Raw genomic sequence first — 23,545 nt, 5'->3', positions numbered from 1 at the left:
GAGTGAAACCATGGACGCGAACATAACACCACCTGACGGGCAACACGAATACACCGTAGGAGAAGCGGCATCATTGCACGGGCTCACAGTCCGCACGCTACACCACTGGGAGCAGCGAGGCTTACTCAACCCGGCACATGATGAGTTCAACGGGTACCGGTACTACACCGATACAGACCTTTGAACGAATCACCGTCATCATGGGATACCGCGCCATCGGCATGAGCCTTGACGCTATTCGCAACATACTGCAGGACCAGGCGAACAGCACCGAGCATCTGCTCGCTCAGCGGGATATGCTTCAACGCAAAATCGCCGCGTACGGACGCATGCTTGAAACCATCGAACACCTTTTGGAGGACACCATGGCACCTAAAAATGAGCAGCTCAGCGCCGCCGAAAAAGCAGGGATCATGGGTGAGGGGTTCAGCCTCGCCCACCAGCAGGAAGCGCAGGAACGTTACGTGAAAACTGACGACTGGGCTGAATACCAGCGCCGAACTGCAACGATGAACCGTGCCGACTGGCAGAACGGCAAACAGCAGGTTGACGAGGTAGAGCAGGCCCTCGTCGAGGCATTCAACCGCGGCGTGCAGCCGGGCAGCGAGGAGGCGAACGCGCTCGCCGAGCGGCACCGCGCCTCTCTGTTCTTTTTTGAGGTCACCCCCGCCAAGCACGCTATTCTAGCCCGCGGCTACGTTGAGGATGCCCGCTTCAAGGCTCACTACGAGAAGCTCGCGACCGGGCTTGCAGAATGGTTGCGGGATGTCATCTACGAGAATGCTCGTGCACACGGTGTCGACCCTGATGAAGCCGCCTGGGGTTAAATCTTTGGCTGAAAATACCCAGTAGCTAGGGGTGAGTAGCTGAGTGTGAAAGCTGAGCACAGAAAAACGCCCGGTATTCCCAACGTTGGGAATACCGGGCGTCGGCGTGCATACCTGCATGAAAATTAGACGGCTATCTAGCGGGTGCCATCGAGGTGACGGCGGTGCTCCTGAATACGGCGATCCAGGTGCTCAAGGTTCTGCTGCAACCCCACAATCTCATCCTCAATCTTCTGACGGGCACGCTCCATCACATCAATAGATAGAGCGTGGTCGTCCGGATTGCTCAAAATCGTGCGAATATCGGCAAGACTCATTCCGGCCTGACGGCAGGTAGCAATAAACCGTGCCGAGGAGATGGACTCCTCGTCAAAAACGCGAGTTCCGTGAGCATCACGGGGCACAGCAATGAGCCCCTCTTTTTCGTAATAGCGCAGGGCGTGGGTGCTCACCCCCAACTGCTCCGCTACCTCTTGAATACTTACCACAGCTTTAATGCTATGGGGTTAGAGCGGGTCTAAAGCAAACCGAGAACCTTTACCTTCCAGTGCAACAGGAGGCTACTTCCGCGGTATCTCGCGGAGACCTTCTAAAACACCTCAAAAACCGGAAAATATTCCCTGACTTGGCACGATACCCGTCAGGCGGGCATAAAGAAACGCCGGGCACTCGCGCTATGCGAGTACCCGGCGTCCTATAACCCAACCGTCAAGGTGAACGTTAATTCTCAACGGAGGGAAGGACAGTTGAGAATACCCAGCCATTCCCTCACAATCCCACACCCACTGTTTGGATAAAACAACATTCAACAGGATGCGTGAAACGCCTTCGGGTGCCGGTTGAGTTAGCGAGTAACAGCGCCGTACAGACGAGTCATCGAGTCCAGCGCCTCACGCTCACGCTGCGCCTCGCTCGGGGTAGCAGATTCATCTTCAACACCCAGGGCGCGCGCCAGAATCTTCTCCACCTGCTTCGCCTCAATCAGGAAGCCGTCATGGCCGTGGTTCGACTCGATAATATCCACGGTAACCGGGGTGGGCAGCGCCTCCGCCAGACGGTGCGACTCGTGCGGGAAGAACAAGCGATCCGTGTTCACCGCCGCAATCGTCCACTCGCAATCGGTATGCGCCAGCGCCTGCGCCAGAGTGCCGCGACCGCGCGCCACATCGTGCGAAATCAACGCCTCATTGACCGCAAGGTAGCTGTTCGCGTCAAAACGCTCAACCAGCTTAGCGCCGTGGTGATCCAGGTAGCTTTCGATGGCGTAGCGGCCGCGCGGCTCACCCAGCGAACCACCCACGGTGCTTTCGCCGCGGTTCTCTTCGCGGCCGAAGCGGTGCTCCAGTTCGGCGGGGCTGCGGTAGGTGGTGTGCGCGATACGGCGCGCCAGAGCCAGACCGGCAGTCGGTGCAGGACCGGCATAGTAGTCGCCACCGGCAAAGTTCGCGTCCGAACGAATCGCAATATTCTGGGTGTGTGCCCACGAAATCTGTTCCGCCGTAGCCGAAGGACCGGAGGCAATCACCGCGCATCCGCGCACCAGCTCGGGATTGGTTGCCGCCCACTCCAGGGCGCGAGCGCCACCGAGAGAACCACCAATCACGTAGCGGAAGCTGGTCACGCCCAGGGCACGTGCCAGGTGCGCCTCAGCACGCACAGAATCACGGATGGTTACCTGCGGGAAGCGGGAACCCCAGTGCTCGCCAGCACCCGGGTAGCCCTCGGGAATGATGCTTGCCGGTCCGGTGGAGCCGTAGCAGCCACCCAGAATATTGGGGGCAATCACGAAGTAGCGGTTAGTGTCGATGACCGAGCCGGGGCCCACAATACCTTCCCACCAGCCATCCGATTCAATAGCGCGAATCAGCGGAGCGGGCATGTCGGGGGTGGGTACGCCACGGGAGACGTGCGTATCACCGGTGAGCGCATGCAAAATCAGGATGGCGTTATCGCCAGCCTCGTTGAGGGTGCCCCAGGTTTCGTAGCCGATGGTGACCTGCGGCAGGGTTACGCCGGATTCGAGCTCCAGGTCGCCGATGTTCAGCTGACGCAGGTAGCCTTGCGCTTCGGGATGCTCGCGCTGGGTGCCCGCCACGGGGATGGGCGCGGTAACAGGCTGGTTGGTAGTGCCGGGCTGGGTGGTACCGGACTGGCTAGTGCTCTGGGTGGTCATGGGGGGTCCCTTCACTGGGTTTGGTCGGCGAGGTAGTGCCGGGTGTGAGCGGGGTACTCGTCTGTGGGTAGAAGGAGCAACGGGTGGGGCGGCATCAGCGCCGCGCAGTGACAAAACGCTCCGTAACGGGGAATCCGCAGGTAGACCGAAAAGCCGTAGCTTGCCGGTCCACCTGCGGGTGCATCACCGTTTAGGAGAGGGTGTCGAAGCCCAACTGCAGGTCGGCGAGAATATCGTCGATGTTCTCAATACCGACAGCAAGGCGGATAAAGTTCGGGTACACGCCAATCTTCTCCAGCTCCTCGGCGGACAGCTGGGAGTGGGTGGTGGAGGCCGGGTGAATCACGAGCGAGCGCACGTCACCAATATTGGCCACGTTCGAGTGCAGCTTCAGGGCGTCCACGAAGTCGCGGGTCTGCTCCAGGGTTGCGTCCTTAAGGGTGAAACCGAGCACCGCGCCGGGGCCCTTGGGCAGGTACTTCTGTGCGCGCTCGTACCAGGGGGAGGATTCCACGCCAGCCCAGATGACCTTGTCGACCTGCGGGTTTGCTTCGAGCCAGTGGGCGACCTTGGTGGCGTTCTCGATGTGGCGTTCGATGCGCAGGGAGAGGGTCTCCAGGCCGATACCGATGTTAAAGGCGTTGGTCGGGGAGATTGCGGCACCGGTGTCGCGCAGCAGGGAGACGCGTGCCTTCAGAATGTAGGAGAGGTTCGCGCCGAAGGCGGAGTCCTTACCCAGATCGCGTGCGTAGACGAGGCCGTGGTAGCCGGGGGCGGGCTGGTTGAACTTGGGGAACTTCTCGGGGTCTGCGCCGTAGTCGAAGTTACCGGAGTCAACAATCACACCGCCGATGGAGGTGCCGTGGCCGCCCAGGTACTTGGTGGCGGAGTGAACCACCACGTCCGCGCCGTGCTCGATGGGGCGCAGCAGGTAGGGGGTGGGTACGGTGTTGTCCAGGATCAGGGGCACGCCGTTTTCGTGCGCAATCTTGGCGATGGGCTCGATGTCGAGCACGTCGTTGCGGGGGTTAGGCACGGATTCGCCGTAGAACAGCTTGGTGTTGGGACGAACCGCGGCGCGCCATGCGTCCAGGTCGTCCGGGTCCTCAACGAAGGTGGTTTCGATGCCGAGGTCGGCGAGAGTGTACTTGAGCAGGTTGTAGGTGCCGCCGTATATGGAGGGCGAGGCGACCACGTGGTCACCGGCGCCGGCAATGTTCAGGATTGCGTAGGTGATAGCTGCCTGACCGGATGCCAGCAGCAGCGCGCCAACGCCACCTTCCAGGGAGGCGATGCGGTTTTCGATAGCTTCCTGGGTGGGGTTGTTCATGCGGGTGTAAATGGGGCCCAGCTCGGCGAGAGCGAAACGGTTCGCTGCCTGCTCGGCGCTGTCAAAGACATAAGAGGTGGTCTGGTAGATGGGTAGTGCCCGAGCTCCCGTTGCGGCATCCGGCGCCTGACCTGCGTGAATCTGGCGGGTTTCGAACTTCCAACCGGCGGGGTTGGCGGGAGTCGGGACGGTAGTGTTGTTGCTCATGCGTGGCTCCTAATGGGGATTCTTAGGGGGCCGCATGCCGACGGTACAGGAATCGTCGTCGAATAATCCTGTCACGATTGATGTACCGTTATCGGTCACATCGGTCCCGCGCTTGCGTCACGCTTTTGCGTGCCGCCTGGTCTTCACCCAGGGCACCCCACCGCGGAGGAGGGTTGCCGGCCAGCTAGCTGGGGCTTATCGCTGGCGCTCTTGACCTGTATTCAGGGTGTCATAGGGCGTTGGGTGGGGTCAAGGGTTTTGTGGGTGAACGGCACTTTAAGACATTTCATTGCAAAGATGACGTTTTTTAACGTCGATGAAGCTCATGCTGTCGGTGAATATGACACGGGAATCCGCTGCGCAGGTGGTGCCTCATGGATAGTGCTTTCAGAGCGAGTGCCCCACCCTCCAAATAGTAATTCCCATCACTTTTTCGATGCTTTTCGGTACACTGAGACTACACATACACTCATGCGGGGCTTCGCGCACGTCGCCTACCCCTCGCCTACCCTTCCGGCGCAGAAGCCGGAAAACCGACCTCAAAGGTTGTCCATCATGTCTCTCGTTCTCGATGCGGCGCAGCTCAGCCGCGTCTTTGGCAAAGGTGAAAATACCTTTACCGCAGTCGACCGTGTGTCACTTCGCGTTAGTTCCGGTGAGATTCATGCCCTCCTCGGCCCCAACGGTGCAGGTAAAACAACCACCGTGCAGATGTGCTCAACCCTGCTCACCCCTACCGGCGGTAACCTCATCGTGAACGGTATTGACGCCATCACCCACCCGCAACGGGCGCGCCGTCACGTGGGCCTCGCGCTGGGCGGGGAGAACGGCTTCTACCCGCGAGCCAGTGCACGCGACAACCTGCTCTTCTTCGCCGATGTTGCGGGGGTTTCCGGGCGGAGTCGGCGGCGCGAGGTGGACCATGCCCTAGCCCGTGTGGAACTCACCGATGCGGCGGCGCGACCCTTTCAGGAGTTTTCCCGCGGCATGAAGCAGCGCCTGCACATCGCTCGCGCGCTGCTCGGCTCCCCCTCCCTGCTCCTGCTGGATGAGCCGACCAACGGGCTCGACCCCGATATCGCTCTGACCGTGCGTGCCCTCATCCGTTCTCTCGCGGAAGACGGCGCCTCCGTCCTGCTGACGAGTCACCTACTGGGCGAAATCGAGGACCTGGCGCATACCATCACCGTTTTGGGCGCCGGTTCTGTTGCCGTGAGCGGCACCCTCGAGGACGTTGCCGCACACGCCGGTATTGCCGCCACAACCGTGGTGCAGGTTGAGGCCACCGCCACCGAGGGGCTTGATACGCTCCGCGGATTCCTCGGCGAGCGGGCTGCGGTGCTCTTCGCCCCGCGTGGTTCCGGCTGGGAGCTGACCCTCTACTGGCACGGCGAGCGCGCCACGTTCGAGGCGGGTGAGGCGCACCGTATCCTCGCGGAGGGGCTCGCCGCCTCGAACATTGGGGCGAGGACCGAGCCCTACACGCGCCCGGCAACCTTGGAGGAGGCCTACCTGGCGATGGCGGAGGGGCTCAAGCGATGAACGTGAAGACGCGACGCTCGGATGAGTCCCCGCAGCAGGACCGGCAGTACGACCTGATGCAGGAGTGCGCCCGTCAGCTGCGGCTCATGGGATTTAGCCTGCGCCAGTTCCTGACGGTCCCGTACTTTATTCAGCTGCTCATCAGCACGGTGCTCGGCTCGGTCATCCTCCAGGCGCTCGCCGTGCATGCGGCGGCGCAGAGCTCCGCGGGTCACTCCGTTGACCCGACCCTCGCGTGGACCCGCGCGGGCATCGTGGGCATGTGGTCGGTCTGCATCGTGTCTGCGGGCATTATCAATTTTGAGCGCTTCCGCGGGACCCTCGTGTACCTGTGTTCCGGGTCGATTTCTCCGGTGCGGGTGTTGGCGGCTATCGTTTCGAGCGCCTCCATTGTGGGTCTGGCGGCCCTACCCCTATCGTGGGCGGTTTGGGCTCTTGTGACGCTCAATCCGCAGGTTACGGACTTTTCCGAGCTCTGGCCGCGCTATGTTCTGGGCGTTCCCCTGCTGTGGGTTGCATGCCTGTCGGTTACGTTCATGATTGCGGTGTTCTTCGTGGCAACGCCGAACGCCATCGCCTACGAGGAGCTGCTCCTCGTGCCGGTATTTATTCTCTCCGGGGTTCTCTTCACGACCGTTGAGGCACCCGCCTGGCTGGATGCCGTGGGCGTGCTCATTCCTCTGCAGGCGCCGGTGCACCTGCTGCTAGGGCGTATCCCTATTAACACCCCGGCGGATGCGCTCCTGCCCGTTGCGCAGACGCTCGCCGTGAGCCTCGCTTGGGCGTTGTGCGCCTTCCTCTTTGCACGGAAGGCTCTCGCCTCCGCCCGCCGTCGCGGCACCCTGGGGGCGATGTAGCGTGCGTGTTCTCTCTTCTGCTGCTCTGCCTAGCGTGGCGCGTCGGGCACTGTCGACCGCCTCTATTGGCTGGTCGTCGTCGATTACCTTCGCAACCCTCGGAACGGCTGTCACGACCCTGGTTCTCGTACCCGGTCTTAACGTGCTTTTCACGGTGCTTCTGGGTGCTGATCTTGCCGCGAACGATACGGTGCGCATCGGCTGTGCAACCGCCCTGATTGCCACCCTCAGCTCGGTGGCCGCCGGCATTGTTGCGCGCGTCGCCACAGACCGGTGGATTGGCGTCTTCGAGTACGTGTGCACGGCGCGCCCCGTGGATGCGGGCTACTGGCTGGGCGCGGCGGCGGTACCCGCGCTGCTAGCCTCCGTGACGGGCCTGAGCAATGTGGGCATCGTGTGGCTGTTATCCCTCGCGGCACCCTCTACCGGGGAGGCTTCGGGGCTTCTGCTCGGCGCCATCGCACTGATGCCGGTTGCGGTGCTGGGCGGGGTCTGCCTGGGTATTTTTGCCGCCGGGCTGGGCCTGTACCTGTCCGATCCGTACACGGGGTCGAATGTCCTGTCGATTATTCTGCCGGTGAGCGCGGGTGTGATTGTTCCGGTGAGCACCTACCCCGCGTGGCTTGCGTGGCTGTGTCCCTGGGTTCCCGGGTCCCGGCTGGTGCAGGTTTTAGACGCCTCTAGCGGTATTGCGAACGGCACCACCCCGGAGCTCTTCGCGTCCCTGGGGGCAGACGCGGCACTGGCGGTACTCTACGCCGCGGTGGGGTTGGGGCTGACCTTCCTTGCCGCCCGCCGCATCCGTGCAGGCGCCCGCGCCTCGCTGCTATAGGGTGTGAAACCCAAAAAGAACGAACCTTTTAAACACCCTCTCCCCCGGCGCGCTATCCGGGCATGAAAACCGACCGGGCGCCGTACCCAGCCGGGCGCCGCAACTAAGAAAGACTATTCCTGTGACCATTGCTCCCGCTTCATACACCTTAGAGACCCTAGGGTTCGACCCCTCCTGGCAGGGTTCAGCAATCCGCGCCGCGTTCACCCTCGGCGGTACCCTCGAAAACTTTACCCTCGCCCGTGTCAGCGCCGTGCACCGCACCCGCTGCGAGCTACTGACCTGCGAGCGGGGTGAGCTCATTAAGCTTTCCGCTCCGCTGCGTCCGGTTGAGAACGACTACGGCGAAGAAGAGTACCCCGTCGTGGGCGACTGGGTACTCACCCAGCCCATCCCTGGAACCGGTAGCAATAGCCAGCCCTCGGAGCACAAACCCCTCGCGATTCTGCCCCGCCGAAGCTACCTCACCCGCCCCAGCGCCACCCGCGAATCCGCAGATCAGCCCGTCGCCGCCAACGTGGATATGCTCTGCATTGTTGAGCCGTGCTTTCCCGAGCCGTCCATCGGGCGAATCGAACGCTACACCGCCCTGGCGCACGCCTCCGGGGTGCAGGTCGCGCTGATTCTCACCAAGGGCGATCTGGTGACGGCTGAACAGCTCGCCGGCTACGAGGAATCCCTCGCGGGCGGCGTGGATGCGGTACTCACCGTCTGCACGGATAACGGCTACGACCCCGCCCCAGTTGCGGAGCTTGTCGCCGGGCGTACCGCCGCGTTCCTGGGCCGCAGCGGCGCCGGCAAATCTACCCTCGTCAACGCCCTGCTGAACCCCGGAGCCGACCCCCGCGAAGACGCCGCAGAGAACCAGGTGCAGGCGACTTCCGCGGTTCGCGGCGCCGACGGCAAGGGACGCCACACCACCACCAGCCGCCAGATGCTGGTTTTGCCCGGCGCTAGAGAATCCGGCGTAGAAGGTTCCGGTGCAGAGTCTTCAGCTGGCACGGTGCTGATTGACACCCCGGGCGTGCGAGCCCTCGCCGCCACGAGCGATAGCGCCGCGATTGACGAAACCTTCGACGACGTCTCCAGCTACGCCGCCGCCTGCCGGTACAGCGACTGCTCCCACGGCTCCGAACCCGGATGCGCGGTGCAGCAGGCGCTCGCCGACGGTTCCCTCGACCCCGAGCGCTTCGAACGCTACCGCAGGATGATGGCGGAATCCGCGCGCCTGCGCCTGCGTTCTCAGGAGCGCGAGTACCGGCAGAGTAACCGCGCCTTCACGAAGGCGAACAAGGCGGGCCGCCGCACGCTCATGTCCATTAAGGGACGCGCCAACTAGCCGATAAACGCGCACGCCCCGGCGAGGCTACCGCGGGGCTTCCACAGGCTGAGCCGGGCAGCCCCGCACATGCCGCAATATAGTAGCCTGCCTCACTCTTCGATACACTAGAACTAGGCGTGCCCACACTCCCCCGCGCATCCTCCCCGCCACCCGGCGGCGCAGGAACGCGGGCGCAGACGGCACACACCATTCACAAACCCATAACTCAATGAAAGAGGTGGCAGCATGGCTGAACAGAACCTCACCCCGCCCGTACCGAAGAAGGTCGAGCACCGCCGCGAACACCACGGCGACGTCTTCATCGACCCCTACGAATGGCTCCGCGACAAGGAAAGCGAAGAGGTCCTCAACTACCTCAAGGCAGAAGCCGAATACACCGAAGCTGTCACCGCAGACCAGCAGCCCCTCCGCGAATCCATCTTCAACGAAATCAAGGACCGCACCCTGCTGTCGGATCTGACCGTCCCGAACCGTATCGGTGACTGGTGGTACTACAGCCGTATGGTGCCCGGTGGCCAGTACCCCGTCTTCTACCGCTACCCAGCCCTGCACGAAGGCGATGAGGTGGTTCGCTACACCCCGCCGACCGTCACCCCCGGCGAAGTACTAGAGGGTGAAGTCGTCATTCTCGACTGCAACGAATACGCAAAGGACATGGAGTTCTTCTCCCTCGGCAGCTTCCAGCCTGCACGTAACGGCAAGCTGCTGAGCATCTCCGTGGATGAGAAGGGCGACGAACGCTACGAGCAGCGCTTCCTCAACATGGAAACCGGCTCCTTCCTCGAAGACACCATCCCCAACATTGCGGCGGGATCCTTCTTCATCAACCACGCCGAACAGCTCATCTACCTCGTGCCCGACGAGTCGTGGCGCCCCTGGCGTGTCTACGTGCACGACGTCGGACAGGGCACCGAAGACCACCTGATTTACGAGGAACCGGACAACACCATGTGGCTCGGCGCCGCCATGAGCTCCGACCGTTCCTCCGTGGTCATTACCAGCTCCAACTCCGAGTACACGGAGGTGCGTCTCATCCCCACCCGCGAACCCAAGGGCGAGCCGACCCTGCTCATCCCCAAGAGCGCGGGCATCGAATACTACGCCGAGCCGCTCAACATTGCCGGCGAGCAGCACCTGCTGATTCAGCACGACTACAATGCGTTGAACTCCGAGCTGGTCCTCGCAGACATGCCGCGCGAAGGTGAAAGCCTCGAAGAGTACGCGCAGCGTTGGGTGCCGGTCATCCGCCACAGCGAACACGTGCGCCTGGAGGGCTTCACCTTCACCGCAACGCACCTGGTCGTCACCGCCCGCGCGGACACGACCACCCGCATCTTCCTCGCACCGCGTGAACAGCTGCCCATCCAGTGGCGCCGCCGCCGACCCGCCGGCGTGACCTTCATGGAACCTGCCGGCTTCGACGAGGAACTGTACACCGCCTCCGTGCTGCGTGCGGAGAACTACTCCCCCGTGCTGCGCATCGCCTATACCTCGTACCTGACGCCGCGCCGTGTCTACGACTACTTCCCCATGTCGCAGACCCTGCTGCTGCGCCGCGAAACCCCGGTGCTGGGCGGCTACAACCGTGAGGACTACCGCGCCTACCGTGACTGGGCTCCGGCAGCGGACGGCACGCTCATCCCTATTTCGGTGATTCACCGCGCCGACCTGGACATGAGCAAGCCGCACCCCGTCCTCCAGTACGGTTACGGCTCCTACGAGTCGTCCATGGACCCGTTGTTCTCCATCCCGCTGCTATCGATCCTGGACCGCGGCGTCATCTACGTGATTGCACACATTCGCGGCGGCGGCGAGATGGGACGCTCCTGGTACCAGAACGGCAAGAAGCTGTCGAAGAAGAACACCTTCACCGACTTCGTGGACGTCACCAGCTACATTGCGGCGAAACCCTGGGCGGATGAAGCGCGTATCGGTTGCTACGGCGGTAGCGCCGGCGGCCTGCTCATGGGCGCCGTGCTGAACCTTGCCCCCGAAAAGTACGCCGCCTGCCTGGCCGCCGTGCCGTTCGTGGATGCGCTGACCACCATCCTCGACCCTGAGCTGCCGCTCTCTGCCCTCGAGTGGGAGGAGTGGGGCAACCCGATTGAGGACCCCGAGGTCTACGCCTACATGAAGTCCTACACCCCGTACGAGAACATCCGCCCGGTCCGCTACCCGGCAATTGCCGCGGTGACGAGCCTGCACGACACCCGCGTGCTCTACGTGGAGCCTGCGAAGTGGATTGCGGCGCTGCGTGAGCAGATTGACCCGTCGTCGCCGGTGCCCCTGCTGAAGATTGACATGTCGGGCGGTCACGGTGGTGGTTCCGGCCGGTATACGCGTTGGCGTGAGATTGCGTGGGATTACGCGTTCCTCATGAGCAACCTCGGCGTTACTGAGTAACACCCAGCAATAGAGAATGCTCCTTCTATATCTTGAAGATATGGAAGGAGCATTTCTCGTTATGGTACGTTGCGTTACTGGAGGGGCGGCGCTCATCCTCGTTCCTACAGGGGCACCCGCCCTCGCTTCGCTTCGGGCACCCTGATGTCACTTTCGGACGACACCGCCCCTCCACGCGACGTGCCAAACCTAGCCGGAGCGGGGTAGCTATACCCTCCGGAAGCGACATCAGGGTACCCTCTCGGGTGCTCTCCGCAGCGAAGCAAGGAGAGGGCGGAGCGCCCGAGAGGGTGGGTTCCCCTGCAGGAGCGGAGGAAGGGTATAGCGTACCCACCCGCCCTGTAGGAACGAGGACGATAGCCGCTTTCCGCGCGGAACCGCGCATCTCGTGCAGAACAAGAGAGTACGAAAGAGGCGCCGCCTCCCACACGGGGAGACGACGCCTCTTTCGTTAGAGCCGAGTCAGCAGAAAAGCTTAGCCTTCCACGCCGCACTCAGCCAGAATCAGCTCACGCACGCGGGCGGCGTCAGCCTGACCGCGGGTAGCCTTCATGACCTGACCGACGATAGCGCCAGCAGCCTGAACCTTACCGGCACGGATCTTGTCTGCAACGTCGGGCATTGCTGCCAGTGCTTCCTGAACGGCTGCGGTGAGCGCGCCGTCGTCGGAGACTACGGCGAGGCCGCGTGCCTCAACGATTTCGGCGGGGGTGCCTTCACCGGCGAGGACGAACTCGAGCACCTGGCGGGCGATCTTGTCGTTGATCTTGCCTTCGGAGATGAGCGCTTCGAGGGCGACCACGGTTGCGGGCTCCACGCCGAGGGCGGTGAGCTCAACTTCAGCCTGCTTTGCGCGGCGGGCAATCTCGCCCATCCACCACTTGCGGGCTGCTGCTGCGGTTGCGCCTGCGGCGACGGTCTCTTCGATAACGTCGAGTGCGCCAGCGTTGACGACGTCGCGGAACTCTTCGTCAGAGTAGCCCCACTCGCCCTTGAGGCGGCGGCGGCGTTCTGCCGGGGGTTCGGGCAGTTCGGCGCGCAGACGCTCAATCCATTCGCTGTTGGTGACGACCGGTACGAGGTCCGGTTCGGGGAAGTAACGGTAGTCGTCGGCGTCGGACTTGGGGCGGCCCGAGGAGGTTTCGCGGGTGTCTTCGTGCCAGTGGCGGGTCTCCTGGGTGACCTTTTCGCCGCGTTCGAGGATCGCTGCGTGGCGGCGAATCTCGTAGCGGACGGCGCGCTCAACCGAACGCAGGGAGTTCACGTTCTTGGTTTCGGAGCGGGTGCCGAACTTCTCTGCGCCCTTGGGCATGAGGGAGACGTTGGCGTCACATCGGACGTTACCGCGTTCCATGCGGGCGTCGGAGATGCCGAGGGAGCGTACGATGTCGCGGATTGCGGCAACGTAGGCGCGTGCCAGTTCGGGTGCGCGCTCGCCGGCACCGACGATGGGTCGGGTGACGATCTCGATCAGGGGCACGCCTGCGCGGTTGTAGTCGACCAGGGAGGAGGTTGCACCCTGGATTCGGCCGTCTGCGCCGCCGACGTGGGTGAGCTTGCCTGCGTCTTCTTCCATGTGGGCGCGCTCAATTTCGACGGTAAAGATGGTGCCGTCTTCGAGCTCAACGTCCAGGGAGCCGTTTTCCGCGATGGGGCCGCCAGCCTGGGAGGTCTGGAAGTTCTTCGGGGAGTCCGGGTAGAAGTAGTTCTTGCGGGCGAAGTAGGACTTGTCTGCAATCTCGCAGCCCAGTGCCAGGCCGAGCTTGATGGCGGACTCAACAGCGGTCTTGTTCACCATGGGCAGCGCGCCGGGCAGGCCGAGCGATACGGGGGTGACGTTGGTGTTGGGTTCGTCGCCGAACTCGTTGGGTGCGGAGTCGAACATCTTGGTCTTGGTGTTGAGTTCGACGTGCACCTCGAAGCCGAGGACCGGGTCGTACTTTTCGATGGCTTCTTCGAAGCTGAGGACTTCTTCACTCATTACTTGGTTCCCCCAAAGTCAAAGTCGCGGATCAGAGTTTCGGTGTCGGGCAGGCTCTTGTAGAGCGGTGCGCCCCATTTTGCGGTGAGCAGTTCTTCCAGCGCTGCGCCGACGCGGTAGAGGCGTGCGTCTTCGCGTGCGGGTGCGGTGAACTGGATGCCGACGGGCAGGTTGTTCTCTTCGGAGAGGCCGCCGGGCAGGGAGAGCGCCGGGACGCCTGCCAGGTTGACGGGCACGGTTGCGACGTCGCCCAGGTACATTGCCATGGGGTCGCCTTCGGTTTTCTCGCCGAGCTTGAACGCGGTGGAGGGCGCGGTCGGGGAGATGAGCACGTCGCACTTTTCGAATGCTGCCGCGTAGTCGCGCTGGATGAGGGTGCGTACGCGCAGTGCGGCGCCGTAGTAGGCGTCGAAGTTACCTGCGGACAGTGCGTAGGTGCCGAGGATGATGCGGCGCTTGACCTCGTGGCCGAAACCTGCGGAGCGGGTTGCGGACATGACGCGTTCGATGGTGACGGGGCCGTCTTCGGGTACGACGCGCAGGCCGTAGCGGACGCCGTCGTAGCGTGCCAGGTTGGAGGACACCTCGGAGGACATGATCATGTAGTAGGCGCTGATGGCTTCGGTGACGGAGGGCAGGGAGACCTCGATGATCTCTGCGCCTGCGGCACGCAGCTCTTCGACGGATTCGCGGAAGCGTGCGAGGACGCCTGCTTCGAAGCCTTCGCCGTCGCCGCCGCCGAGTTCCTTGATGACGCCGATGCGCAGGCCGGACAGGTCGCCCTTGCGTGCGGCTTCTGCGCCTGCCTTGGCTTCTTCAACGAAGTTGCCGGGCTCATCGGGCAGGGAGGTTGCGTCGAGCGGGTCGTGGCCTGCGATTGCTTCGTGGAGCAGCGCGGTGTCCAGGACGGTGCGTGCGACGGGGCCTACCTGGTCGAGGGAGGATGCCATGGCGATGACGCCGTAGCGGGAGACGGAGCCGTAGGTGGGCTTGACGCCGACGCTACCGGTCAGCGCTGCGGGCTGGCGGATGGAGCCGCCGGTGTCGGTGCCGAGCGCCAGGGGTGCCTGGAAGGCGGTGACGGCTGCTGCGGAGCCGCCGCCGGAGCCGCCGGGTGCGCGGTCAAGTGCCCAGGGGTTGCGGACTACACCGAATGCGGAGTGCTCGTTGGAGGAGCCCATTGCGAATTCGTCGAGGTTGGTCTTGCCGAGGATGGGCATGCGTGCTTCGCGGACCTTGCGGGTGACGGTGCCGTCGTAGGGGCTCATCCAGCCTTCGAGCATGCGCGATGCTGCGGTGGTGGGCTGGCCCTTGGTGACGATGAGGTCCTTGACGGCGATGGGTACGCCTGCGAGCGGGGGCAGTTCCTTGCCTGCTGCACGGTCTGCGTCCACTGCTGCTGCGGTGGCAAGTGCTTCTTCGGCGTTGATGTGCAGGAAGGCGTTGAGGCCGTTCTTGCCGTCTGCTCGGTTGTCGCTCAGGGGCGCGCCGTCGGTGGCTGCGATGCGGTCCAGGTGTGCCTGGGTGAGCTCGACGGAGGTGATTTCGCCGGATGCGAGCTTTTCTGCTGCTTCTGCAGCGGTGAGCTGGATCAGTTCGTTCACTTGGTTGTTCTCCTCTTAGTCTTCGTCGAGGATTGCCGGCACGCGGAACTTGCCGTCCTGTGCGTCGGGGGCGCCGGAGAGCGCCTCTTCCTGGGTGAGGGTGGTGACGGGTACGTCTTCACGGAAGACGTTCTCGAGGGGGATGGGGTGGCTGGTCGCGGGGATGTCGGCAGTTGCTTTCTGCGACATGGTCTCAACGGATGCGACGATGACGTCCAGCTCAGACGCCATCGCGGTGAGTTCTTCATCGGTCATCTCAATGAGTGCCAGCGATGCCAGGTGCTTTACCTGTTCAAAGGTGATGGCAGACATGGTTCTCCCGTAGTTTGTTTTCTTGTCTCTTCTCTAGTGTAGTGGAGGTTGCGTTTTCCGTCTCATTGGGGGTTGGAGGGTTTACCTGCTGGTTTGTGTGTTCAGGCGGTGTTCTTCTCCCCTGTTTTCGGGTTAAATACTCAACGCCCCGCTCCTCGTATGAGGTGCGGGGCGTTGGGCTACAACGTGTCCACGTTACGCTTGGGGGTTAATCCTTAGGCGGGGATGGTCAGAACCTGGCCGGGGAAGATCAGGTCAACGTTGTAGATGATGTCGGTGTTCGCAGCTGCGATTGCCTGGTAGCCGCCTGCAACGCCGAGCTTTGCAGCGATCAGCGAGAGGGAGTCACCGGGAACCACGGTGTAGGTGCCTGCTGCAGCCTTGGGAGCTGCAGCGGGAGCTGCGGGAGCCTCAACTGCCGGTGCTGCGGCGGGAGCTGCGGGAGCCTCAACTGCTGCGGGTGCAGCCTGAGCTGCCGGTGCAGCGGGTGCTGCTGCGGGAGCTGCCGGTGCTGCTGCGGGAGCTGCCGGTGCTGCTGCGGGTGCAGCCTGTGCCGCGGGAGCGGTGTAGGTCTGCTGGGTCTGCGACTGTGCAGCCACGGTGGTGGTGGGCTCAGTGTAGGTGGGAGCTGCGCCGGTCTTGCCGTAGAGGCCAAGCTTAGCGGAGCATGCGGGCCATGCGCCCCAGCCCTGGATAGCGAGCAGACGCTCGCCAGCCTCGATCTGCTGTGCACGGGTAGCGGTCGCGGGGGAGCCGGACATGCCGACGCCGTTCCAGGACTGCTGGGTGAACTGCAGACCGCCGTAGAAGCCGTTACCGGTGTTGATGGACCAGTTGCCACCGGACTCGCACTGTGCCAGTGCGTCCCAGGTAGCACCGTCTACTGCGTTTGCAGCGGGCATCGACATGGTAGCTGCTACAGCGCCACCGATGGCGAGAGCTGCTGCGGTACGACGAATGGAAGTGTTCTTCATAATGCTCCTTGGGGCCGTCCCCGCTCGTTCCGTCCCCGGAACTCTAGCGCGCCGCCGCTCACCCTTTGATAACGAAGTAGGTTACTCATATTCTGGCTCTACCATGTGAGCGGCTCTCCACCGATTTCATGTCACCGTGAGCGATTCTGCACTTATGTGCGGAATCCGGGTGGCACTTCCTCGGTGGGGACGTGCGGTAGAACCGGGCATCGTTTCAAGCATTCCAAGCTTGAAACCACACAGGCGATTCCCTTGCGAGAATCTGTCTGGTCTCAAAGATAGCCGAGGTTTTTTATGATTCCAACCTGATTTCAAGTTCACAGTGAACGTCCCGGGTTCTCCCAGGGTTCTTTCAGGTTAAAAGTGCAGGAAACATTAATCAAGACCTAGAACCCCGCGTATCTTAAGGGTTTCACCCCGGAATTTCGGGGTTTTCTAGGGACTTAACCCCGAGTGCACTCCCCCACTGAGCTTTCCGAATCGGGGTGAATGAGCACCACCTTTAAGGGTTTTGAACGGCGTGTAAATATTTTTTAAATATTTCTTCGCTTTGGGAGTGTTTTAAGGCGCTTCCACCTTAAAAGCTGTGGTAATTACAAATACCAAAAATTGGCATTCAGGCTCTGGAGCACGCACTCCAGAGCCTGAATGCTCTATATATTGCAGGGGTCAGATTCAGATGACCCCGCTACCGGGTCTACTCGGCGGTAGCCTCAACAGCCTCCGGACCACCCTCGAGCAGGGCGGTGAAGCCCTCTTCATCCAGAACCTTCAGACCCAGTTGCTGAGCCTTATCCAGCTTCGAGCCGGCGTTCGCGCCAGCAACCACAAAGTGGGTCCTCTTAGACACCGAACCGGATGCCTTACCGCCGCGAGAAATAATGGCTTCCTTCGCACCGTCACGGGTGTAACCGTTCAGCGTGCCGGTCACAACCACGGTCAAGCCCTCCAGGGTGCGTTCCACGGACTCGTCACGAGTATCTTCCATGCGCACACCGGCGGCAGCCCAGGAATCCACCACCTCGGCGTGCCAGTCCTCAGCGAACCACTCAATAATCGAGTCGGCAATCGTGGTGCCCACACCGTCCACAGCGGCAAGGCGTTCACGGTCAGCCTCGCGGATCGCCTGCATCGAACCGAACTCCGCGGCGAGCGCGCGGGCAGCGGTCGGGCCCACGTGGCGAATCGAGAGGGCAACCAGCACGCGCCACAGCGGCTGCTGCTTTGCCTTCTCCAGCTCGGCGAAGAGGTTCAGCGTATTCTTCGTGGGCTTCGGCTCGGGGCGTGCCTTGGTCGGCTTGGTGTAGAAGTAGGGCACGCGCTCCATCTTTCCGGTGCCCACACCCTTGACCTTCTTCTCACGTTCGATGGTGACCTCGCGCAGGTCCTCAATGTTGAGGCTGAACAGGTGCGCCTCGGTCGTTAGCGGAGGGGTATCCGGGGTTGCGGGGCTGGTGAGTGCCTTTGCTGCTTCAAAGCCGAGCGCCTCAATGTCGAAGGCGCCGCGGCTTGCCGCATAGTACACGCGCTCGGTCAGCTGCGCCGGGCAGGAGCGCGGGTTCGTGCAGCGCAGGTCCACATCGCCTTCCTTACCGGGGGCAAGGGGCGAGCCGCAGGAGGGGCATTCGCTGGGCATGACGAACTCGCGTTCGGTGCCGTCACGTAGGGCAACCACGGGGGCAACGATCTCGGGAATCACGTCGCCTGCCTTGCGCAGCACCACGGTGTCGCCGATGAGCACGCCCTTAGCCTTGACCACGTCCTGGTTGTGCAGGGTGGCTCGTTCCACGGTCGAGCCGGAGACGAACACGGGCTCCATAACACCGTAGGGGGTCACGCGGCCGGTGCGTCCCACGTCCACGCGGATGTCCAGTAGCTTGGTGTGCACCTCTTCGGGCGGGTACTTATACGCCACCGCCCAGCGCGGCACGCGGGAGGTGTAGCCCAGCTGAGCCTGGGTCGCAAAGTCGTTGACCTTAATGACGATGCCGTCAATTTCGTGCACCAGGGAGTGGCGCTGCTCGCCGTACTTGTTAATGAAGTCGAACACCACCTCGGTGTTATCGGCGATTTCGCTGTAGGGGCTCACGGGCAGACCCCAGGAGGCGAGCAGGTCGTAAGTCTCGTACTGAGTGGCAATATCCAGGCCGGTGCGCGAACCGATGCCGTGCACGTACATGCTCAGCGGGCGCGAGGCGGTAATCGCCGCATCCTTCTGGCGCAGCGAGCCTGCCGCGGCGTTACGCGGGTTCGCGAAGGGGTTCTTACCTGCGGCAATCATGGACTCGTTGAGCTTCTCAAAATCAGCGGAAGAGATGAACACCTCGCCGCGGATTTCAATCTCCTCGGGGTGGTTCTCGCCGGTCAGTTGCTGCGGGATGCTCGCAATGGTGCGCACATTGTGGGTGACGTCTTCGCCGGTGGTGCCGTCGCCGCGGGTTGCCGCGCGTACGAGGGTACCGTTGCGGTAGAGCAGATTCACCGCCAGGCCGTCAATCTTCAGCTCGGTCAGCCACTGCGGTGCGCCACCGGTGAGGTTCCGGGTGTTCTCTTCGGTCTTGGTCAACCAGGTGCGTAGCTCCTCGAAGGAGAAGACATCCTCGAGGGAGTACATGCGCTGCAGGTGGGTGACGGGCGCGAAAGCTTCGATGGCTTCACCGCCGACTTCCTGAGTGGGCGAGTCGTTGGCGATGATGAGCGGGTGCTCCGCCTCGATGATTTCGAGGCGGCGGTAGAGCGCATCGTACTCGGCGTCAGAGAGGAAGGGCGCGTCCTCGTTGTAGTAGGCGCGGCGGGCGGCACGAATCTTATCGGTCAGTTCCGCGTACTCGGCGCGCAGGGCCTCGGTAATCTCCACGGAGTTTTCTGCGGGGCTCTCTGCTCGAGTCTCGGCGGGGGCAGTCTGCTGGGTGGTGTTGTTCTCAGTCACCCGTCCAGTCTAGCGTTTTTGATCCGCCTCTCCCCTATCGCTCGTCATATTGGCAGGTTCCGCGAGCGCGAACGATGAGGCAAACGATGAGGCAAGAGTGCCGTAGCCACTTACCGGATTGCGCTTCCTTAGTTTCTGTGCGCGGATACAGTTCACCCCCGCCTCCTGCAGGCACTCGCGCGAGTACCTGTAGAGGGCGGGGGTGAATCACAAGGTATGAAGTTTAGGCTTCGACAGCGTCGGCAACAATCACGGTAATGTTGTCGCGGCCGCCGGAACGCAGCGCCTCGTGCTGGAGCACGTCAGCGGCGTCCTGCGGGTGGCGGATCGAGGTGAGTACACGCGCCATGTATTCGTGCGAAAGCTCACCGGAAAGACCATCGGAGCAGAGCATCAGGCGGTCACCGGCGCGGGCGGGCAGAACCCAGAAGTCCGGTTCCCAGTAGTTGCCGGTACCCAGCGCGCGGGTAATCACGTTGCGGCGCGGGTGGGTCAGCGCCTCCAGGGCGGTAATCTGACCCTCGTCAACCAGGTACTGCACCTCGGAGTGGTCAGTGGTGACCTGCTCCAGCGAGGCGGCCCCTTCAGCGCCGGGCAGCTTCTCCATGGCGGAGTGGTGAATACCCTCGTCCTCACGCAGCAGGCGGTAGGTTCGGGAGTCACCCACGTTGAAAATAACCCACAGGTTACGGTCACCGATGCTGGTCAGCCAGGCGCCGGTGACGGTCGTGCCGCCGGCGCGGGAGAGCGCCTGCTTAATTTCTTCGTTGGTTTCGCCAAGGATATCGTGCAGGCGGTTCAGGGTGCCCACGATTTCATTGTTAAGCAGGGTGTTTGCGCGGCGACGGCGCTTGGCGGGGTCGGATTCGTCAATGGCGGCGAGGCGTTCAGCGTAGGCCTGCTGCTCCTCTTCGCTACGGCCACCGGGCATGGTGAAGAAGGGCGAGTAGGCAAGCTGACGCACGCACAGACGCGATGCTACTTCGCCGGCTTCGTGGCCTCCCATGCCGTCCGCGACCACGCAAAGGGAACCGGCGACGACCATCGAATCTTCGTTATTTTCTCGATGTGCGCCGCGGTGCGTTGCACCACCGGTACGTAGTTTCAGTTCAGTCATGAGAGGTCTATCTCCATTGTGTAGTTCGCGCGACGAGTCACCGCCACGGGGTCTACGTTACCAAAGCTTCTAACGTTTCGCGTCCCTTGAGAGGTGAGAGTATAGCGATTTCCCACCTGTCGGAGCGTGTTTGCTGTCTCATTATCGGTCAGCACGGTACCCGGTTCAGCGAGGGAGACCAGGCGCGCAGCCAGGTTCACGCTGGAGCCGTACACGTCGCCGCGGTTAGCCAGAACCTCGCCCCAAATGAAGGCGACGCGGGCTTCCGGTAGCTGCGGGTCGGCGCCGATCTTTTCGGAGAGCTGCAGGCTAATTTCTGCGATAGTGTCCGGGGTTTCGGTGAGGAAGAAGACTTCGTCACCGAGGGTCTTGATAATGCGACCGCCCAGGGGTGCGATGACGTCCAGGCAGCTCTGCTCAAAGTGGTTGATGAGCTGAGAAAGAGCCGCGGCGTCCAGGTTACGCACCAGGGAGGTATAGGAAACCAGGTCAACGAACCCTACGCCTCGCACCAGGGGCAGGCGGGAAAGTCCGGAGGTGGTCACGTTGTTTTCGCGCAATCCCAGGCGCAGGATTCCGGCGTACATCTGGCGACGGTATGCGTAGAGCGCCAGACGCTCGAGAACCTCGAGGTAACGCGGGAAGTCTTTGAGGAGCTTGCGGCGGGCATCATTATCGCTGAGGTTTTCGGTGACCATAATGTTGTGCACGAGCGCCTCAATCTGCCAGGCGACGGTACGGTCGGTCAGTTGACCTTCAGCGCGCACGAGGGATGCCACATATTCCATGCGAATGTCGCCGTCTGCGTCCAACTTCTGCAGGTCGGCGAGCATCTGCACGTCTGTTTCAGTGAAGTAGGGCGAGTGGTTGGGGATTGTCGGGAAGCCCACATTGTGCCAGATACGCTGGGCGGTTTCGAGGGGAAGTCCGGCGCACTCTGCAGCTTCTACGGGGGTGTAGCGGCGACCCTGTCCCAGGAGCGACTTTTCGAGGGCTCGGATTCCTGCCTTGGATTCCTCGTCGCGGTAGATATTGTTCTGGGCGAGGTTCTGCAGAATTTTGAGGTTCAGCATTTGGGTTTCGGGGCCCATGGTGGCACCGGTGCCCTGCGGAGAGTGTGCAGGTTCATGATGGTCTGCCGTGCTCATTGCCGCTGCCGCTCCTTTCATATCTGCCGGATCATCTGTTCTGCCGTGCGGATGCACTGGTGTGTGCCGTGCGTCGACTGTGCACTGCTTCACTGTATAGCGCCTTGTTAATATACCCTCCACTGCGGTGTTTTGGGCGTCAAAGCCTCCACACCCAAAGATATTTTAGTGGAGTAATTCACATTTAAGAATACTCTAATCCGCATTTTTTCGGCTGATTTTAGGTGCCGGGTTAGGCTCCGAGCCAACCGGTCCGCCCTCCTTGTAGTGGGAGGAGGCACCCCAGAGAGGGCTAAATGTAGCGGGAACGCAGGGCGTAGTAGTCGCGTCGAGCGGATTTAATTTCTTTTTCGAAACGCTTGGGGTCGGGCACGTAGGTCAGGCGGTGGTGCACCCCGCGGCATACCACGTACACCGAACCGTAGCCCAACCAAGCGCCCGGGCCACGCTGTTTTGCCCAGCGCTCGCCCATGGAATCCAGGTAGAGGGATTCGTCTCCGCTACGGGTCATCACACCGCGGCGCACTACGAGCCGATGGGTGGTCAGCAGGTAGTAGGTGGTAACCCACCGCCAGGCAGTACGCACAGCACCAAGCAGGGCACCCACCGCACACATCGTGCCGAGAGTCCACAGAATCGGTGAGGACCGTGCCGTGGAAGCGAAGGTAGATGCGGCGATAGCAACCAGCAGGTAGGCGAGCGCGGGTAGCAGTGCACCGTAGTGCTGTCGGGTGGCGATGATGACATGCTCACCGGGGTTGAGTTTTCCGCGCAGGCGCATGGTGTTCCTTAGCTGTGCTGGTTGTTATGTCCCGGCTGGAGGCGCCGGTTTGAGGTGGTGCGGGCGTATTCAGTGTTGCTGTGCCGGGCAAAATTTTATGGGCAGAAACTTTATAGGTTGGTTCTAGTGTGCCTGCTGAAAATCTCCGTAGCTACCGTTGGCGGGGCGAAGATGCTCAATATCGCCCACCGCGTAGGGCTCTATGGTTCCGTCCTCGCGGCGAATGAGGATGCGCCCCTGCGCATCGAGGTCTTCGGCAATGCCTTCTACGGTGCTTCCGTCGGGCAGGCTCATGCGCACGCTGGCTCCGAGGGTTGCGGTGGAGGCGCGTGCCTGGTCGAGCAGGCTGATGCTCTGTGGGTTGAGGGGGTCGGGGTTGAGGGGGTCGGGGCGTTCGGGATCACCGCCGGCGCGCACGAAGGCGCGGTAGCGGCGGGCGAAGATGCTCAAGAGTCGGGTGAGCACCTCGGAGGAGTCAACCACGGCACCGGTGCACAGGCTCAGGCTCGTGGCGGTGGGTACGGGTAGCTGTTCGGCAGACATATTCGTGTTCTGACCGATGCCCACGATGATGCTACGCTGCCCCTCGGTGGAGCCGCTTTCGGGAACGAGCTGGGCGAGAATTCCGCACCCCTTAGCGCCCTGCGCGATGACGTCGTTGGGCCATTTGAGGGCGGCATCCACGCCGTAGCTGCGCCAAATATCGACCACGCTGAGCCCGGCGATGAGGGTCATCCAGTGGTAGCTGCCTTCGGGGAGTTCTCGGGCGAGCGGGTCTGCGGAGGCGTGCGGGCGCACCACGATACTCGCGGCGAGGCAGGCTCCGGGAGGGGCAGTCCAGGCTCGGGCGAGGCGGCCGCGTCCGGCGCTTTGGTAGAGGCTGGCGTAGACGGAGAGCTCACCGAGCTGTTCGCGTTCGGGGTCCGTGCCGTCCATAAGTAGCTCGCGGGCGCGGGTGGTGGTGGAGTCGACTTCATCGTAGAGGTTTACGCTGGAGTAGCCCGCGTCCAGCGCCACGGTGCGGATGCGCGGCGCATCCAAAACCGAATGATCACTCTCGTTATGCATGTTTTCAGCCATAGCCTGCACCTTTCTGTCCTACCTCAATCAGTCCTGCAATTCGCAGACCCGCTATCAACCTGCCGCCGTAATCTGCCGGTTTCTACCGAGTCGCACTGATTTCTCA

The 23,545-nt window shown here is 62.4% G+C and carries 19 protein-coding genes and 1 riboswitch; of the genes, 7 read left to right on the top strand and 12 right to left on the bottom strand.

The genetic code is table 11. The annotated features are described in order from the left end of the window. The first annotated feature begins 10 nt into the window (after positions 1–10). Both HMPREF2971_RS09425 and HMPREF2971_RS06540 read left to right on the top strand, forming a co-directional pair. The gene (locus HMPREF2971_RS09425) at positions 11–184 is read left to right on the top strand and encodes a MerR family DNA-binding transcriptional regulator (protein ID WP_246825070.1); all 174 of its coding nucleotides are present in this window, start codon (positions 11–13) and stop codon (positions 182–184) included. 16 nt (positions 185–200) lie between these two features. Then, positions 201–827: a TipAS antibiotic-recognition domain-containing protein gene (locus tag HMPREF2971_RS06540; RefSeq protein ID WP_246825068.1), complete on the top strand. Its 627-nt coding sequence runs from the start codon at positions 201–203 to the stop codon at positions 825–827. A gap of 137 nt (positions 828–964) precedes the next feature. Here the strand turns inward: HMPREF2971_RS06540 and HMPREF2971_RS06535 are convergent, their stop codons facing one another. The 3 genes from HMPREF2971_RS06535 to HMPREF2971_RS06525 all read right to left on the bottom strand — a co-directional run bounded on the left by HMPREF2971_RS06535 (position 965) and on the right by HMPREF2971_RS06525 (position 4,537). Then, a complete protein-coding gene (locus HMPREF2971_RS06535; protein ID WP_070507770.1) occupies positions 965–1,315 on the bottom strand; it encodes a MerR family transcriptional regulator in 351 nt (116 codons plus the stop codon). A 356-nt stretch (positions 1,316–1,671) separates the two neighbouring features. Then, on the bottom strand, positions 1,672–3,000 hold the full coding sequence (locus HMPREF2971_RS06530) for a homoserine O-acetyltransferase MetX (RefSeq protein ID WP_210398877.1): 1,329 nt from the start codon (positions 2,998–3,000) through the stop codon (positions 1,672–1,674). Between the two features lie 190 nt (positions 3,001–3,190). Beyond that, positions 3,191–4,537, bottom strand: a complete 1,347-nt coding sequence (locus tag HMPREF2971_RS06525; RefSeq protein ID WP_070691994.1) for a bifunctional o-acetylhomoserine/o-acetylserine sulfhydrylase — start codon at positions 4,535–4,537, stop codon at positions 3,191–3,193. 103 nt (positions 4,538–4,640) lie between these two features. Further along, positions 4,641–4,753, bottom strand: a riboswitch (SAM riboswitch). A gap of 339 nt (positions 4,754–5,092) precedes the next feature. On the opposite strand from HMPREF2971_RS06525, the gene HMPREF2971_RS06520 reads away from it, so the two are divergent. The 5 genes from HMPREF2971_RS06520 to HMPREF2971_RS06500 all read left to right on the top strand — a co-directional run bounded on the left by HMPREF2971_RS06520 (position 5,093) and on the right by HMPREF2971_RS06500 (position 11,513). Continuing rightward, positions 5,093–6,079, top strand: coding sequence for an ABC transporter ATP-binding protein (locus tag HMPREF2971_RS06520; protein ID WP_070691992.1), 987 nt, complete (start codon positions 5,093–5,095; stop codon positions 6,077–6,079). Further along, complete coding sequence (locus tag HMPREF2971_RS06515; RefSeq protein ID WP_083314088.1) at positions 6,076–6,936, top strand: ABC transporter permease; 861 nt, start codon at positions 6,076–6,078, stop codon at positions 6,934–6,936. Before HMPREF2971_RS06520 ends, HMPREF2971_RS06515 begins: the two co-directional genes overlap by 4 nt. Position 6,937: 1 nt before the next feature. Beyond that, positions 6,938–7,768, top strand: coding sequence for an ABC transporter (locus HMPREF2971_RS06510; protein WP_070691990.1), 831 nt, complete (start codon positions 6,938–6,940; stop codon positions 7,766–7,768). A gap of 121 nt (positions 7,769–7,889) precedes the next feature. Then, positions 7,890–9,107, top strand: a complete 1,218-nt coding sequence (gene rsgA, locus HMPREF2971_RS06505; RefSeq protein ID WP_070691988.1) for a ribosome small subunit-dependent GTPase A — start codon at positions 7,890–7,892, stop codon at positions 9,105–9,107. 228 nt (positions 9,108–9,335) lie between these two features. Next, positions 9,336–11,513, top strand: coding sequence for a S9 family peptidase (locus tag HMPREF2971_RS06500; protein ID WP_070691985.1), 2,178 nt, complete (start codon positions 9,336–9,338; stop codon positions 11,511–11,513). Between the two features lie 475 nt (positions 11,514–11,988). Here the strand turns inward: HMPREF2971_RS06500 and gatB are convergent, their stop codons facing one another. The 9 genes from gatB to HMPREF2971_RS06455 form a co-directional block, all read right to left on the bottom strand. Further along, the gene (gene gatB, locus HMPREF2971_RS06495; protein ID WP_049341656.1) at positions 11,989–13,494 is read right to left on the bottom strand and encodes an Asp-tRNA(Asn)/Glu-tRNA(Gln) amidotransferase subunit GatB; all 1,506 of its coding nucleotides are present in this window, start codon (positions 13,492–13,494) and stop codon (positions 11,989–11,991) included. Next, the gene (gene gatA / locus HMPREF2971_RS06490; RefSeq protein ID WP_049338850.1) at positions 13,494–15,098 is read right to left on the bottom strand and encodes an Asp-tRNA(Asn)/Glu-tRNA(Gln) amidotransferase subunit GatA; all 1,605 of its coding nucleotides are present in this window, start codon (positions 15,096–15,098) and stop codon (positions 13,494–13,496) included. The genes gatB and gatA overlap by 1 nt, the downstream gene beginning before the upstream one ends. Positions 15,099–15,113: 15 nt before the next feature. Continuing rightward, the gene (gatC, locus tag HMPREF2971_RS06485; RefSeq protein WP_005507016.1) at positions 15,114–15,410 is read right to left on the bottom strand and encodes an Asp-tRNA(Asn)/Glu-tRNA(Gln) amidotransferase subunit GatC; all 297 of its coding nucleotides are present in this window, start codon (positions 15,408–15,410) and stop codon (positions 15,114–15,116) included. A 215-nt stretch (positions 15,411–15,625) separates the two neighbouring features. Next, a complete protein-coding gene (locus HMPREF2971_RS06480; protein WP_070691983.1) occupies positions 15,626–16,384 on the bottom strand; it encodes a transglycosylase family protein in 759 nt (252 codons plus the stop codon). A gap of 697 nt (positions 16,385–17,081) precedes the next feature. Continuing rightward, positions 17,082–19,313 (bottom strand): NAD-dependent DNA ligase LigA, encoded by a 2,232-nt coding sequence (ligA, locus tag HMPREF2971_RS06475; RefSeq protein WP_070691981.1) that lies wholly within the window; start codon positions 19,311–19,313, stop codon positions 17,082–17,084. A gap of 223 nt (positions 19,314–19,536) precedes the next feature. Next, positions 19,537–20,430: a PP2C family protein-serine/threonine phosphatase gene (locus tag HMPREF2971_RS06470; RefSeq protein ID WP_012903977.1), complete on the bottom strand. Its 894-nt coding sequence runs from the start codon at positions 20,428–20,430 to the stop codon at positions 19,537–19,539. Beyond that, entirely contained in the window at positions 20,427–21,578 is a 1,152-nt protein-coding gene (locus HMPREF2971_RS06465; RefSeq protein WP_044150684.1) for an adenylate/guanylate cyclase domain-containing protein, read from the bottom strand. Before HMPREF2971_RS06465 ends, HMPREF2971_RS06470 begins: the two co-directional genes overlap by 4 nt. 292 nt (positions 21,579–21,870) lie before the next feature. Continuing rightward, entirely contained in the window at positions 21,871–22,359 is a 489-nt protein-coding gene (locus tag HMPREF2971_RS06460; protein ID WP_049349988.1) for a hypothetical protein, read from the bottom strand. Between the two features lie 123 nt (positions 22,360–22,482). Further along, positions 22,483–23,439 (bottom strand): biotin--[acetyl-CoA-carboxylase] ligase, encoded by a 957-nt coding sequence (locus HMPREF2971_RS06455; RefSeq protein WP_070691979.1) that lies wholly within the window; start codon positions 23,437–23,439, stop codon positions 22,483–22,485. Positions 23,440–23,545 lie beyond the last annotated feature (106 nt).

The organism is Rothia sp. HMSC066G07 (assembly GCF_001814485.1).
Classification (GTDB): Bacteria; Actinomycetota; Actinomycetes; order Actinomycetales; family Micrococcaceae; genus Rothia.
The sequence above is the reverse complement of the archived record's forward strand: the minus strand, read 5'-3'. Positions and strand labels throughout refer to the sequence as shown.

What these genes read in the sequence shown, in the direction of transcription:
- HMPREF2971_RS06470 (WP_012903977.1), bottom strand. Translation starts at nt 20,430, where the DNA reads ATGACTGAACTGAAACTACGTACCGGTGGTGCAACGCACCGCGGCGCA.
- HMPREF2971_RS06465 (WP_044150684.1), bottom strand. Translation starts at nt 21,578, where the DNA reads ATGAGCACGGCAGACCATCATGAACCTGCACACTCTCCGCAGGGCACC.
- gatB (WP_049341656.1), bottom strand. Translation starts at nt 13,494, where the DNA reads ATGAGTGAAGAAGTCCTCAGCTTCGAAGAAGCCATCGAAAAGTACGAC.
- HMPREF2971_RS06520 (WP_070691992.1), top strand. Translation starts at nt 5,093, where the DNA reads ATGTCTCTCGTTCTCGATGCGGCGCAGCTCAGCCGCGTCTTTGGCAAA.
- HMPREF2971_RS06540 (WP_246825068.1), top strand. Translation starts at nt 201, where the DNA reads ATGGGATACCGCGCCATCGGCATGAGCCTTGACGCTATTCGCAACATA.
- HMPREF2971_RS06525 (WP_070691994.1), bottom strand. Translation starts at nt 4,537, where the DNA reads ATGAGCAACAACACTACCGTCCCGACTCCCGCCAACCCCGCCGGTTGG.
- HMPREF2971_RS06530 (WP_210398877.1), bottom strand. Translation starts at nt 3,000, where the DNA reads ATGACCACCCAGAGCACTAGCCAGTCCGGTACCACCCAGCCCGGCACT.
- HMPREF2971_RS06460 (WP_049349988.1), bottom strand. Translation starts at nt 22,359, where the DNA reads ATGCGCCTGCGCGGAAAACTCAACCCCGGTGAGCATGTCATCATCGCC.
- HMPREF2971_RS06515 (WP_083314088.1), top strand. Translation starts at nt 6,076, where the DNA reads ATGAACGTGAAGACGCGACGCTCGGATGAGTCCCCGCAGCAGGACCGG.
- HMPREF2971_RS06480 (WP_070691983.1), bottom strand. Translation starts at nt 16,384, where the DNA reads ATGAAGAACACTTCCATTCGTCGTACCGCAGCAGCTCTCGCCATCGGT.
- HMPREF2971_RS09425 (WP_246825070.1), top strand. Translation starts at nt 11, where the DNA reads ATGGACGCGAACATAACACCACCTGACGGGCAACACGAATACACCGTA.
- gatC (WP_005507016.1), bottom strand. Translation starts at nt 15,410, where the DNA reads ATGTCTGCCATCACCTTTGAACAGGTAAAGCACCTGGCATCGCTGGCA.
- HMPREF2971_RS06500 (WP_070691985.1), top strand. Translation starts at nt 9,336, where the DNA reads ATGGCTGAACAGAACCTCACCCCGCCCGTACCGAAGAAGGTCGAGCAC.
- HMPREF2971_RS06455 (WP_070691979.1), bottom strand. Translation starts at nt 23,439, where the DNA reads ATGGCTGAAAACATGCATAACGAGAGTGATCATTCGGTTTTGGATGCG.